The sequence below is a fragment of the Allobosea sp. BH3 genome, assembly GCF_025499465.1.
GTDB lineage: Bacteria > Pseudomonadota > Alphaproteobacteria > Rhizobiales > Beijerinckiaceae > Allobosea.
The window spans coordinates 603,404-616,829 of sequence record NZ_JAIMCA010000003.1 but is presented as its reverse complement, the minus strand read 5'-3'; the positions used below and the strand labels follow the sequence as shown (position 1 = coordinate 616,829).

Sequence of the window (13,426 nt, the reverse complement as noted above, 5' to 3'; positions counted from 1 at the left end):
GTCCGGCCTACTCGACGACTGCGCCGGACGCCTTTGCGATCGGCGCCCATTTGGCCAGCTCGACCTTGACGTGCTCGCCGAGCTGCTCCGGCGTCGAGCCGACGATATCGGCGCTGACGTCGTTCAGCCTCTTCTTGACGGTCTCATCCTTGAGCGCCTGGTTGGCAGCCTGGTTGATCTTCTCGACGATGGCGCGGGGCATGTTCGCCGGGCCGAACAGGGCGTTCCAGGTATAGGTTTCGTAGCCGGCGAGGCCGCCTTCCGCGATCGTCGGAACGTCCGGGAAGGACGAGACGCGATCCTTGGTCGTAACGCCGATCGCCCGCAGCTGGCCGTTGCGGATAAAGCCGGCGGAGGAGGGCAGGTTGTCGAACATGATCGGCACCGCGCCGGACACGACGTCGTTCAGCGCCGGGCCGGCTCCGCGATAAGGCACATGATTCATGTCGACCTTGCCGAGCGACTTGAACAGCTCGCCCGAGAGATGCAGCGGGGTGCCGACGCCCGAAGAGGCATAGGAGTACTTGCCGGGATTGGCCTTGAGGACCTCCAGCACTTCCTGAACCGTCTTCGCCGGGAACGAAGGATTCACGACCATCACATTGGGGACGATCGCGAGCAGCGAGATCGGGGTGAAGTCCTTCACCGCGTCGAAGGTGACCGTCTTCAGGATGGCGGGGTTCAGGGCGTGGGTCGAGATGGTGCCCAGCAGCAGGGTGTAGCCGTCCGGCGCCGCGCGGGCGACGGCGGTCGAGCCGACATTGCCGCCGGCCCCGGCGCGGTTCTCGATCACGACGTTCTGGCCGAGGATCTCGCTCATCTTCTGCCCGACCAGGCGCGCGACGATGTCGGTCGAACCGCCGGCGGCGAACGGAACGACCAGCGTGATCGGGCGCGTCGGGAAGGCGGCCTGGGCCTGCGCCTGCGTGCCCGCGAGCCCGAGCGCGCCGGTCGCGAGCAAGAAGGAACGGCGGTCGAGAAAGAGCTTGTCTGTCATGGGAGTATCTCCGTTGGATGAAGCAACTTTATCTGGCTTCGCCGGGGGATCATGCCCGCCGCATGCATCAATCATCTGCAACAAAAGAAGGGCGCGGTGGAGACCACCGCGCCCTTCCATATCCAGACCCTGGCCTGTGCTCAGCGACGGCCGATCGGCGTGTAATCGCGCTGCGGCGCGCCGGTGTAGAGCTGGCGCGGACGGCCGATCCTCTGGGACGGGTCCTCGATCATCTCCTTCCACTGCGCGATCCAGCCGACCGTGCGGGCCAGCGTGAACAGCACGGTGAACATCGAGGTCGGGAAGCCCATCGCCTTCAGGGTGATGCCCGAATAGAAGTCGATGTTCGGGTACAGCTTCTTCTCAATGAAGTACTCGTCCGAGAGCGCGATCCGCTCCAGCTCGACCGCGACGTCCAGCAGCGGGTCGTCCTTGATGCCGAGCTCGTTGAGCACCTCATGCGTGGTCTTCTGCATGATCTTGGCGCGCGGATCGTAGTTCTTGTAGACGCGATGGCCGAAGCCCATCAGGCGGAACGGATCGTTCTTGTCCTTCGCCTTGGCGATGTACTTCGGGATGTTGTCGACCGAGCCGATCTCCTCGAGCATCTTGAGCGCCGCCTCGTTGGCGCCGCCATGGGCAGGCCCCCAGAGGCAGGCCGTGCCGGCCGCGATGCAGGCGAAGGGGTTCGCGCCTGAGGAGCCCGCGAGGCGCACCGTCGAGGTCGAGGCGTTCTGCTCGTGGTCGGCGTGCAGGATGAAGATGCGGTCGAGCGCGCGCGAGAGCACGGGGTTGACCTTGTACTCCTCGGCCGGGACCGCGAAGCACATGCGCAGGAAGTTCGAGGTGTAGTCCAGCGAGTTGAGCGGATACACGAAGGGCTGGCCGACCGTGTACTTGTAGGCCATCGCCGCCAGCGTCGGCACCTTCGCGATCATGCGCATCGACGCGATCATGCGCTGATGCGGATCCGAGATGTCGGTCGAGTCGTGGTAGAAGGCCGAGAGCGCGCCGATCGAGGCGACCATGATCGCCATCGGGTGGGCATCGCGGCGGAAGCCATGGAAGAAGCGGGCCATCTGCTCATGCACCATGGTGTGGCGCGTGACGCGGTAGTCGAAATCGGCCTTCTGCGCCGCCGTCGGCAGCTCGCCCTCGAGCAGCAGGTAGCAGGTCTCGAGAAAGTCGCCGTGCTCGGCGAGCTGCTCGATCGGATAGCCGCGATAGAGCAGGATGCCGGCGTCGCCGTCGATATAGGTGATCTGCGACTCGCAGCTCGCCGTCGAGGTGAAGCCGGGATCGTAGGTGAACATGCCCGTTTGGGCGTAGAGCTTGGCGATGTCGATGACGGAGGGACCGACCGATCCCGACTTGATCGCCATATCGACGGTCTTGCCGTCGACCTGGAGCTGGCTGGTGTTTCCGCTCATCGGTACCGATCCTTTCAAGGCTCGCTGCTTCCCAGTCCCTGTCTCGCCTCTCCGCGCTTGCGCGAAGCTTTTCTCATCCGAAGGCCGCGATGTGACGGGAACATGTCGGTGGGAAAGAGAAGGCAATCCATGTAGCTGATTTACAAGCAATATTCGTGCCCGTCCGCCGATGGCGAAACGAGCACTTGCGCGTCACTAGACCATTTGCCCAGCGCATTCAACCGAGCCAAAAGGCGGTCTGAATCGCGCCGGGCGCAAACGTCACGCCTGATCGGCGAGGCGGGCCAGGGTTTCCTCCCGGCCCAGCACCGCCATCACGTCGAAAAGCCCCGGCGACATCGCCCGGCCGGTCAGCGCGGCGCGCAGCGGCTGGGCCGCCTGGCCGAGCTTGAGGCCGTTCTCCTCGACATAGGCGCGCACCGCCGCCTCGAGCGGGGCGGGTGTCCAGTCGGCGACGGCGGCGAGCTTCTCGGCGATCTGCGGCAGCCGCGCGCGGGCCGCCTCATCGAGCAGGCCCTTTGCCTTCTCGTCGAGCTGAAGGGGGCGCTGCGCATAGAGATAGAAGGCGCTGTCGAGCAGCTCGACCAGCGTCTTGGCGCGTTCCTTAAGGCCGGGCATGGCGGCGAGGAGCTTCGTCTCCAGCTCCGGCGAGAGCGAAGCGTCGATCCCGCGCGCCGGCCCGATCTCCGGCAGGATCACCTTCAGCGCCGCCAGCAGATCGGCGTCGCTGGACTGGCGCATATAGAGCCCGTTCAGGTTCTCGAGCTTGGCGTAGTCGAAGCGTGCCGGGGAACGGCCGATCGAGGAGAGGTTGAACAGCGCGATCATCTCCTCGGTCGAGAAGATCTCCTGGTCGCCATGGCTCCAGCCAAGCCGCAGCAGGTAGTTTCGCAGCGCCACCGGCAGGTAGCCCATCGAACGATAGGCATCGACGCCGAGCGCGCCATGGCGCTTCGAGAGCTTGGCGCCATCCGCACCATGGATCAGCGGGATATGGGACATGCTCGGCACGGACCAGCCCAGCGCGTCGTAGATCTGGGTCTGGCGGGCGGCATTGGTCAGGTGATCGTCGCCGCGGATGACATGGGTGACGCCCATGTCGTGGTCGTCGACGACGACCGCGAGCATATAGGTCGGCGTGCCGTCCGAGCGCAGCAGCACGAGATCGTCGAGATTCTCGTTCTGCCAGACGACGCGGCCCTGCACCTCGTCCTCGACCACGGTCTCGCCGGTCTGCGGCGCCTTGAGCCGGATTACCGGCTTGAGGCCGGCCGGCGCGGTCGCTGGATCGCGGTCCCGCCAGCGCCCGTCATAACGCAGCGGCTTGCCCTCGGCGCGAGCCTTCTCGCGCATCTCATCGAGCTCGGCCGGCGTCGCATAGCAATAATAGGCCTTGCCGGCGGCGAGCATCTGCTCGGCGACCTCGCGGTGGCGGCCGGCGCGCGAGAACTGGTAGACCGTGTCGCCGTCCCAATCGAGACCGAGCCAGGAGAGCCCGTCGAGGATCGCGGCGATGGCCGCGTCGGTCGAGCGCTCGCGGTCCGTGTCCTCGATGCGCAGCAGCATCTTGCCGCCATGCCGGCGGGCATAGAGCCAGTTGAACAGCGCCGTGCGGCCGCCGCCGATATGGAGGAAGCCGGTGGGCGAGGGCGCAAAGCGCGTGACGACGGCATTGCTCATCGAGGCAACTCCGACCGGGCAGCTCAGGGCCGTCCGGCGCAAGACAGGGAAAATGGCAAGCTGTGCATGACGACGTTGCGACATGACAACCGGCGCGCGCCCTGTAACATGGCTTGGCCGGAAAGGGTAAGCGGTCAAATCGCACCTCCGGGGGGATGGGGAGCGGGCGATGCAGCCGGCACCGCCAGTGCAGGGGGAGCGGCCGAACGCGCCGCTGGCGAAGCCGCGCGGCGCCCGCGCGGTCGCCCTGCCGGCGCGCCTCTGGAACGCAGCTCCTGCGGGCTCCGATCTCGCCGCGTGGCTCCGGGACGGCAGGGCGCATTTCGCTGCAGCGCTGGCGCTGGAAGAGGAGCGCCGCCGGCCCTTCCTCTGGCTGCCCGTGGCGATGGGCATCGGCATTCTGCTCTATTTCGCCGCCGACCGTGAGCCGGCGCTCTGGGCGCCGCTCCTCGGCCTCGGCTCGAGCGTGGTGCTGGCGTTTGCGCTGCGCACGCGCCGCTTCGCCGCGATGGCTTGCTTCGCTTTCGCTGCGGCCTTTGCCGGCTTTGCGGCGGGCGTCTGGCGCACGGCCGACATTGCCGCTCCCATGCTGGAGCGACCGCGCATTGGCAAGCTCTCAGGGTTCGTCGAGAGCGTCGAGACGCGGGATACCGGCGCCCGGCTCGTGCTGCTGGTTACCGACATCACCGGGCTGCCGGAGGCGCAGCGCCCAAGGCGGGTGCGCGTCAATATCCGCGCCGGCTCCGTCGCGCCGGGGGACCATGTCGCCGCCACCGCCCGGCTGCTGCCTCCGCCGGGACCGGCGCGGGCCGGGGGCTATGATTTCGGGCGCGACGCCTTCTTCCGCGGTATCGGCGCGGTCGGCAGCGTTTCGGGCAAGATCGCGCTGGCGCCGCCGCCGCATCCGCCGCCGCTGCGGCTCACGCTCGACGCCGGCATCGACCGGGCCCGCAACGCGCTGACGCAGCGGATCGCCGAGGCCGCCGGAGGGCAGGGCGGGGCCGTCGCCGCAGCTCTCGTCACCGGCAAGCGAGGCCTCATCACGGAAGCGACCAACAACGACCTGCGCGCCGCCGGCATCTACCACATCGTCTCGATCTCCGGCCTGCATATGGTGCTGGCCGCCGGCACGATCTTCTGGCTGATGCGGGCGCTGCTGGCGCTCTCGCAGACCGTCGCGCTGAACTGGCCGGTCAAGAAGATCGCCGCCATTGCCGCCATGCTGGGTGCGATCGCCTATTGCGTCTTCTCGGGAGGGGAGGTCGCGACGGAGCGATCGCTGATCATGACACTGGTGATGCTGGGCGCGATCCTGTTCGACCGGGCGGCTCTCAGCATGCGCAACCTCGCGCTCGCGGCGATGATCGTGCTGCTGCGCGAGCCGGAGGCGCTGCTTGGCCCGAGCTTCCAGATGTCCTTCGGCGCGGTGGCGGCGCTGATCGCCTTCGCCGAGCGCTGGCAGGGCCGCAATCGCGCCAACCCGCCGCCGAGCCTTCCCTGGCCGCTCGGCACTCTTTGGACCGCCGCGCTTGGCATCGTCGTGACGACCCTGCTCGCGACCGCTGCGACGGCCCCCTTCGGCGCCTATCACTTCCAGACCTTCAACCCCTTCGGCCTGCTCGGCAATGCGATGGCGCTGCCCTTCGTCTCGCTCTTCGTCATGCCGGCGGCCGTTTTCGGCGTGCTGGCCTTTCCCTTCGGGCTGGATTGGCCGGCGTGGGCGCTCATGGGGCTTGCTTCCGATGTCGTGATCAAGGTCGCGCATTGGGTCGCGACGATCGACCATTCGACGGTGATGATCGCGGCTTTCGGCCCCGCCGTTCTGATCTGCTTCGTGCTGTCGCTGCTCTGGCTGGCGCTCTGGACCACCGCCTGGCGTTGGCTCGCGGCGCTGCCGCTGATGATCGGCGTTGCGACGGCGGGCAAGCCCGAGAAGCCGGAAATCCTGATCGAGCGCGACGGCTCGGGCCTCGCCGCGCGTGGCGCCGACGGGCGCCTCGCGGTCGCGGGCAAGCCGAGCCGCTTCGTCCTGCAGCAGTGGCTGGCCGCCGATGGCGACAGCCGCTCGCCGGACGATCCCAGTTTACGTGCCGGCATCGCCTGCGACACGCTCGCCTGCGTCGTCCGCACGGCCGAGGGGCGCAGCGTCTCCTACGCGCTCAATCGGCTCGCCATCATCGAGGACTGCCAGCGCGCCGACCTCGTCGTCACCGCCATTCCCTGGAGCGCTGCCTGCAAGGCGAAGCTGATCGATCGCACGGCGCTGATGCGAGACGGCGCAACGTCGCTCTACCGCACGCGCGGCGGCTGGAGCAGCCGAATCTCGGAGCAGCAGGGCAGCGACCGTCCATGGGATCGCCGCCGGGAAGAGCGCCGCACAACGCCCGGCGCAGGTGCAAACCCGTCACCCGCCCCCACAGCCGGTCCGCTCATCGCTTCACCGGACAGCGAGGCGGAAACCGAGCGGCTTCAGTAGCGCCGCATCAGGTTGACGAGGCGGCCCTGGATCTTGACCCGGTCGGGGCCAAGCACGCGTGTCTCATAGGCCGGATTGGCCGCCTCCAGCGCGATGGAAGAGCCGCGCCGGCGCAGCCGCTTCAGCGTCGCCTCCTCGTCGTCGATCAGCGCGACGATGATGTCGCCCGTGTTAGCCGTGTCCTGCTTGCGGATGATGACGGTGTCGCCGTCGAGAATGCCGGCCTCCACCATCGAATCGCCGCGCACTTCCAGAGCGTAGTGCTCGCCCGAGCCGAGCATGTCCGGCGGCAGCGAGACGGTGTGGCTGCGGCTCTGGATCGCGGAAATGGGCGTGCCTGCGGCGATCCGGCCCATCACCGGGATCGCGACGGAATGACGGCCATCCTCGTCGTCGGAATTGCTCGCCGGCCGGGGCTTGGGAAGCGTCGGCTGCGTGCCGAGCCCGCCCTGCACCACAGCCGGGTTGAACCGCCCGCGCGGCGTGGGGGCGCCAAGCCCGTCCGGCATCTTGATGACTTCGAGCGCGCGCGCCCGGTTGGGCAGGCGGCGGATGAAGCCGCGCTCCTCCAGCGCCATGATCAGCCGGTGGATGCCCGATTTCGAGCGCAGGTCGAGCGCATCCTTCATCTCGTCGAAGGAGGGCGGTACGCCGCTCTCGCGCAAGCGTTCCTGGATGAAGCGCAGGAGTTCGTGTTGCTTGCGTGTCAGCATGATCCCCGCCGCGGCTCAGCGCGCAGATTCGAAACAAAGCACGAACACCATACCCGTTCGCCTTGTGTTCCGCAAGCGGCTCACCTCAGGAGCATAATCCGGCAGGGATCGCCCTGCTTGGCCGGCTCGGCGAAGGCGGGCCGGATCGTCAGCGCCTGCGCGCGGGCGAGCGTACCGAGCATCGAGGAATCCTGCCGCCCGAAGGGCGTCGCCACCCAGCCCTCCGGCGTCATGACGAGTTCCGAGCGCAGATAGTCCTCGCGCTCGTCATTGGCCGGCATGTCCCGGCCGAGGATGGCGGGGATGCTGCGATCCCGGTCGGCATCCGCCATGCCGAGCAGCGCCTCGATCAGCGGCAGCACGAAGAGGTGCCCGCAAACGATTGAGGAAACGGGGTTTCCCGGCAGGCCGACCACCACCATGCGCCCCAGCCGTCCGGTCATCATCGGCTTGCCGGGGCGCATCGCGATCTTCCAGAAGCCGAGCGACATGCCGGCCCGCGTCAGCGCTTCCTGCACGAGATCGTGGGCGCCGACCGAGGCGCCGCCGAGCGTCACCAGCACATCGGCGTCCATGACCCGCGCCCGCGCGATCTTGTCCGCGAGATCGGCGTGATCGTCGCGGGCGATGCCGAGATCGATGGCCGAGCCGCCCGCCTTCTCGACCAGCGCGGCGATTGCAAAGGAGTTGGAGGCGACGATCTGGTCGCGGCCCACCGGCTCGCCGGGCGAAACGAGCTCGTCGCCGGTGGCGAGGATCGCGACCCGAGGTTTGCGCCGGACAGGCAGGACGGGATGCCCGCCCGCCGCCAGGAGCCCCAGCGCCGCGCTGTCGAGCACGCGCCCGGCCGGCAGCAGCATGTCGCCTTCGTGGAAATCCAGCCCGGCCGCGCGCAGGAACTTGCCCTTGGCGGGCGGGACGCGCACGCGGATGCGCGGGCTGCCGACGCCCTCGGCATCTTCCTGCATCAGGACGGTGTCGGCGCCCGCCGGCATCGGCGCGCCGGTGAAGATCCGCACGGCCTCGCCCGGACCGACCGCACCCTCGAAGCCGCGGCCGGCTGCAGATTCGCCGATCACAGCGAGTTCGACACCCTCGGCCATGTCGTCGCCGCGAACGGCATAGCCATCCATGGCCGAGTTGGCGAAGGGCGGCTGGGTCCTGAGTGCCTTCACATCGGCGGCGAGCACCCGCCAGGCGCATTCGGAAAGAGGTAGGGTCTCAAACGCGGTCGGCCCCGGAATGCTGTCGAGCAGGGCCTTCCGAGCGACGGGGACCGGGGTGAGAGCCATCAGCGAGATCCGGCGTTATAGTCGCCGGACTGGCCGCCGGATTTGTGCAGCAGCCGGATCTCCTCGATCCGCATCGCCCGGTCGACGGCCTTGACCATGTCGTAGACGGTCAGGCACGCGACCGAGACCGCGGTCAGCGCCTCCATCTCGACGCCGGTTTGGCCCTTCATCCGGACCTCGGCGCGCACGCGCACCCCCGGCAGCGCCTCGTCGATCTCAAGATCGACGGCGATCTTGCTGATGAGCAGCGGGTGACAGAGCGGGATCAGCTCATGGGTGCGCTTGGCCGCCATGATGCCGGCGAGGCGGGCGGTGCCGAGCACGTCGCCCTTCTTGGCATTACCGTCGCGGACGATCGCGATCGTCTCCGGCGCCATCACGACGCGGCCTTCGGCGATGGCCATGCGGGTCGTTTCGGCCTTGTCGCCGACATCGACCATATGCGCCTGACCCTGCGCGTCGAGATGGCTGAGCCTGCTCACGCGGCGCTCTCTTGCGCCCTGCCGGTCAGCAGCGTCTGCGTCGCGGCGGTGACATCGGCCTGCCGCATCAGGCTCTCCCCGACGAGGAAGCTGTTGACGCCGATCTTGTTCAGCCGCGCGATGTCGTCATGCGTGAAGATGCCGCTCTCGCTGATGACGATGCGGCCGGCCGGAATGCGCGGCGCCAGCCGCTCGGTCACCGCAAGGTCGACGTTGAAGCTGCGCAGGTCGCGGTTGTTGATGCCGACGAGCCGGCTGTCGAGCTGGAGAGCCCGGTCGAGCTCGGCGTCGTCATGGACCTCGACGAGCACGTCCATGCCGAGCTCGCCGGCCGTGTCGCTGAGCGCCTTCGCCGTTGCGTCGTCGACGCCGGCCATGATGATCAGGATGCAGTCCGCCCCCCAGGCGCGCGCCTCGAACACCTGATAGGGCTCGTAGAGGAAGTCCTTGCGCAGCGCCGGCAGGCCGGCGGCCTCGCGCGCGGCGGTCAGGAACTCTGGCTTGCCCTGGAAGGAGGGCGCGTCGGTGAGGACCGAGAGGCAGGCCGCCCCGCCGGCCGCATAGGCGCGGGCGAGCGAGGGCGGGTCGAAATCGGCCCGGATCAGGCCCTTGGACGGGCTCGCTTTCTTGATCTCGGCGATCAGGGCGGGTGTTCCGGCCGCAAGCTTGCCGGCGAGCGCATCGCCGAAGCCGCGCGGCTTGCCCGCGGTCCGTGCCAGCCGCTCGATCTCGGCCGGCGGCACCGCCAGCTTGGCCGCTGCGATTTCCTGCCGCTTATAGGCTTCGATCTTCGCGAGAATGTCGGTCATGCCGGCCTCAAGCGTTCGAGGCTTGGATCAGGGACGCCAGCGTGGCCTTGGCCTTGCCGGAGTCGAGCGCGGCCGTCGCCTGTGCGAAGCCGTCCTTCAGATCCTTCGCCTTGCCGGCGACCAGCAGGGCTGCGGCCGCGTTGAAGGCCGCAATGTCGCGGAAGGCCGTCTTCTCGCCGGCGAGCACCGCGTTCAGCGCCGCGGCGTTCTGCTCGGGCTCACCGCCGCGCAGATCCTCCGGCTTGGCCGGGGCGAGGCCGATATCGGCAGGGCTGATCGTGAAGCTCTCGATCTTGCCGTTCTCCAGCGAGACGACGCGGGTCGGGCCGGTGGTGGTGATCTCGTCGAGCCCGTCGGAGCCGTGCACGGCCCAGACGCGGCTCGAGCCAAGCGAGGCCAGCACCTTCACCATCGGCTCCAGCCAGGTCTCCGAGAAGGCGCCGATGAGCTGGCGCTTGACGCCGGCCGGGTTCGACAGCGGGCCGAGCAGGTTGAAGATGGTGCGAGTGCCAAGCTCGGTGCGGACGGGCGCGACATGGCGCATCGAGGCATGGTGCGTCGGCGCGAACATGAAGCCGACCCCGGCCTTGGCGATGCAGCGCTCCGTGCCGGCGGGATCGAGCCCGACCTTGACGCCGAGCGCGGTCAGCACGTCCGCCGCGCCCGAGCGCGAGGAGGCGGCGCGGTTGCCGTGCTTGGCGACCGGCACGCCGCAGGCTGCGGTGATGATCGAGGCTAGCGTCGAGACGTTGTAGGAGCCGGAGGAATCGCCGCCGGTGCCGACGATGTCGATCGCGTCGGCCGGCGCCTTAACCGGCAGCATCTTGCCGCGCATGGCGCCGACGGCGCCGGCGATCTCCTCGATCGTCTCGCCGCGCACGCGCAGCGCCATCAGGAAGGCGGCGGATTGCGCGTTCGTCACTTCGCCAGAAAGGATTGTGTTGAAGGCGTCGCGCGCCTCCTCGCGGGAGAGCGTCGCTCCGGTCGCGACCTTGGCGATGAAGGGCTTGAAATCGTCCATGGAAACTCTGTGAACCTGCGATTTCTTCGGGAAATCAGGCGGATGGGGCAAGGGCGGCGGCATCGTGCTCGCTGCGCCATCGCTGGGCGAGATCGAGGAAGTTCCGCAGGATCGTCTCGCCATGCTCGGAGGCGATGCTCTCCGGGTGAAACTGGACGCCATGGACCGGCAGCTCGCGATGCGAGAGCGCCATGATCAGGCCGTCATCGGTCTCGGCCTCGATATCGAAGACATCCGGGCAGGTGGCGCGGTCGACCACGAGGGAGTGGTAGCGCGTCGCCTGCAACGGGCCGTTGATGCCGCGGAAGAGCCCGCGCGACTTGTGCCGGATCGGCGAGATCTTGCCGTGCATCGGGATGGGCGCGCGCACGACGTCGCCGCCAAACGCCTGCCCCATCGCCTGCAGGCCGAGGCAGACGCCGAAGATTGGCTTCTGTCCCGCACCCTGCCGGATCACGTCGAGGCAGATCCCGGCCTCGTTCGGCGTGCAGGGGCCGGGCGAAAGCACGATCGCATCATGCCCGCCGCTCAGCGCGTCCTCGACCGAGATCGCGTCGTTACGCCAGACGTCGACCTCCGCCCCCAGACCGCCGATGAGGTGGACGAGGTTCCAGGTGAAGCTGTCGTAGTTGTCGATCAGCAGAACGCGCATGGCCGGACCCGTGAATGCGGCTTGAGGTCATGCACGTTCGGGGGGCGGGCGGTCAAGTTTTGAGCGGAGCCGAGCCGTCCTCCGCCGTCATTCTCGGGCGAAGCCCTCGGGTCCGATCTTCGAGCGGCCCAAGGATAAACTCCGCGCAGACCCGAGAATCTCTGGCAGGAAAAGGCGCTGGTTTCCGAGATGCTCGGGTCAAGCCCGAGCATGATATGCTCTTCAGCCCCGCGCGCCGCGCGGCATCCCCGCCGTGCGCGGCTGCGCCAGGCCCGGCGCGGTCTCGACGCCGAGCGTCGGCAGGGCCAGCGTGCGCTGGCCACGGAAGTCGACATGGACGACGATCAGCCCGCGCTCCTCGATATAGGTGAGGAGGCGGCGCGCCCGGCTGGGCGAATGGCTGCCATAGACCTGCGCGAGCTCGGCATCGCTGGGGCAGGGCGCGCCCTCGATGGCGGTGCGGGCGATGAAGAGGAAGAATCCCTGCAGATCCTCGGGCAGCGCGGCGGACGCCGCAACGGCGGCCTGCCAGCCGTCGCTCTCCGCGATGCTGTCGCTGACCCCGGCGCGGGCGACGGCGAGCCTGCGGCGGAATTCCTCCAGGCTCAGATTCGTCCGGCCGAGACGGCGCATCCGGCAGCGCACGGTGAAGTCCTGATAGAGCACCGCGACCTGCCGCGAGCGCGCCTCGGGGTCGGCCATCAGCTCGCGCAGAATCTCGACCATCAGCGCCTCGCGCTCGGCCGGCTCCATCTCGATCTCGGGTTCCGGATCTGGCTGCGGGGCAGGGCGGTAGTTCTCGATCTGGCGCAGCACTTCGGTTGCGGCCGGGCGCGGGCGCGGTGCGGGCCGCACCATACGCGCCATCGGCAGCGGCTCGTCCTCGCCGCGCGTGAAGATCAGCTTGCCGGCTTCCTCCGGCGCCTGCTCGGGCAGCGGCATCAGGCCCGGCGCACTGCCGCGATCGACGGAGCTGACGGTGCCGATCCTGATCGGCAGCGGCCGCTTCGACAGGGCGGGACCGAGCGCAACGAACTGCCCGCGTTCGAGGTCGCGGAACATCTCGGCCTGGCGCCGGTCCATGCCGAGCAGATCGGCGGCGCGCTGCATGTCGATGTCGAGGAAGGTCCGGCCCATCAGGAAGTTCGAGGCTTCCGCGGCGACGTTCTTGGCGAGCTTGGCGAGGCGCTGCGTGGCGATGACACCGGCGAGCCCGCGCTTGCGGCCGCGGCACATCAGGTTGGTCATGGCGCCGAGCGAGAGGCGGCGTGCTTCGTCCGAGGCTTCGCCCGCCATCACGGGCGCGAAAAGCTGCGCCTCGTCCACCACGATCAGCATTGGGAACCAGAGCGAGCGGTCGACATCGAAGAGCCCGCCCAGAAAGGCGGCCGTGGCGCGCAACTGCTCGTCGGCCTCGAGGTTCTCGAGGTTGAGCACCACCGAGACGCGATGCTGGCGCACCCGCAGCGCCACGCGCTGCAATTCGGCCTCGCCGCATTCGGCATCGACCACGACATGGCCGAACTGCTCGGCCAGCGAGACGAAATCGCCTTCGGGATCGATGATGGCCTGCTGCACGAGCGGCGCGCTCTGTTCCAGCAGGCGGCGCAGCAGATGCGATTTCCCCGAGCCGGAATTGCCCTGCACGAGCAGGCGCGTCGCCAGCAGTTCGGCGAGATCGATCACACCGGGCTCGCCGGTTCGTGTCGTTCCCATCTCGATCGCTGTCGTCATGCCGGTCGTGAATCGCCTTGGTAGGTCGTGCGCGGAGGGCACGGCCGGCGCTTCTAGCACGGAGTTTCCCGCGCTGGGCGCAGGGCCGGGCTGCATTCCACAGGCAATCGCACTGCAGCGAGCGGTGACTTGAAGCCGTC

Annotated in this window: 11 protein-coding genes; 1 reads left to right on the top strand and 10 read right to left on the bottom strand. The window is 68.5% G+C overall.

The window, feature by feature from the left end; genetic code table 11:
• Positions 1-7 precede the first annotated feature (7 nt).
• The 3 genes from BoBH3_RS11760 to gltX all read right to left on the bottom strand — a co-directional run bounded on the left by BoBH3_RS11760 (position 8) and on the right by gltX (position 4,107).
• Positions 8-997 carry a Bug family tripartite tricarboxylate transporter substrate binding protein gene (locus BoBH3_RS11760; RefSeq protein ID WP_262330971.1) on the bottom strand — a complete coding sequence of 330 codons (990 nt, stop codon included), beginning with the start codon at positions 995-997 and terminating at the stop codon, positions 8-10.
• Positions 998-1,137: 140 nt separating this feature from the next.
• A complete protein-coding gene (gene gltA / locus BoBH3_RS11755) occupies positions 1,138-2,427 on the bottom strand; it encodes a citrate synthase (RefSeq protein ID WP_262330970.1) in 1,290 nt (429 codons plus the stop codon).
• 261 nt (positions 2,428-2,688) lie between these two features.
• Entirely contained in the window at positions 2,689-4,107 is a 1,419-nt protein-coding gene (gltX, locus tag BoBH3_RS11750; protein WP_262330969.1) for a glutamate--tRNA ligase, read from the bottom strand.
• Positions 4,108-4,276: 169 nt separating this feature from the next.
• Between gltX and BoBH3_RS11745 the strand changes: the two genes are divergently transcribed.
• Complete coding sequence (locus tag BoBH3_RS11745) at positions 4,277-6,583, top strand: ComEC/Rec2 family competence protein (RefSeq protein ID WP_262330968.1); 2,307 nt, start codon at positions 4,277-4,279, stop codon at positions 6,581-6,583.
• On the opposite strand, the gene lexA is transcribed toward BoBH3_RS11745, so the two are convergent.
• The 7 genes from lexA to BoBH3_RS11710 all read right to left on the bottom strand — a co-directional run bounded on the left by lexA (position 6,577) and on the right by BoBH3_RS11710 (position 13,286).
• Positions 6,577-7,296, bottom strand: a complete 720-nt coding sequence (gene lexA / locus BoBH3_RS11740; protein WP_262330967.1) for a transcriptional repressor LexA — start codon at positions 7,294-7,296, stop codon at positions 6,577-6,579. The genes BoBH3_RS11745 and lexA overlap by 7 nt on opposite strands.
• An 80-nt stretch (positions 7,297-7,376) precedes the next feature.
• Positions 7,377-8,588: a molybdopterin molybdotransferase MoeA gene (locus BoBH3_RS11735; protein ID WP_262330966.1), complete on the bottom strand. Its 1,212-nt coding sequence runs from the start codon at positions 8,586-8,588 to the stop codon at positions 7,377-7,379.
• Complete coding sequence (gene moaC / locus BoBH3_RS11730) at positions 8,588-9,070, bottom strand: cyclic pyranopterin monophosphate synthase MoaC (protein ID WP_262330965.1); 483 nt, start codon at positions 9,068-9,070, stop codon at positions 8,588-8,590. Before moaC ends, BoBH3_RS11735 begins: the two co-directional genes overlap by 1 nt.
• A complete protein-coding gene (gene trpC, locus BoBH3_RS11725; protein WP_262330964.1) occupies positions 9,067-9,879 on the bottom strand; it encodes an indole-3-glycerol phosphate synthase TrpC in 813 nt (270 codons plus the stop codon). The genes moaC and trpC overlap by 4 nt, the downstream gene beginning before the upstream one ends.
• A gap of 7 nt (positions 9,880-9,886) precedes the next feature.
• Positions 9,887-10,900, bottom strand: coding sequence for an anthranilate phosphoribosyltransferase (trpD, locus tag BoBH3_RS11720; RefSeq protein ID WP_262330963.1), 1,014 nt, complete (start codon positions 10,898-10,900; stop codon positions 9,887-9,889).
• Positions 10,901-10,934: 34 nt separating this feature from the next.
• Positions 10,935-11,552: an anthranilate synthase component II gene (locus tag BoBH3_RS11715; protein WP_262330962.1), complete on the bottom strand. Its 618-nt coding sequence runs from the start codon at positions 11,550-11,552 to the stop codon at positions 10,935-10,937.
• A gap of 222 nt (positions 11,553-11,774) precedes the next feature.
• On the bottom strand, positions 11,775-13,286 hold the full coding sequence (locus BoBH3_RS11710) for a helicase HerA domain-containing protein (protein ID WP_262330961.1): 1,512 nt from the start codon (positions 13,284-13,286) through the stop codon (positions 11,775-11,777).
• Positions 13,287-13,426 lie beyond the last annotated feature (140 nt).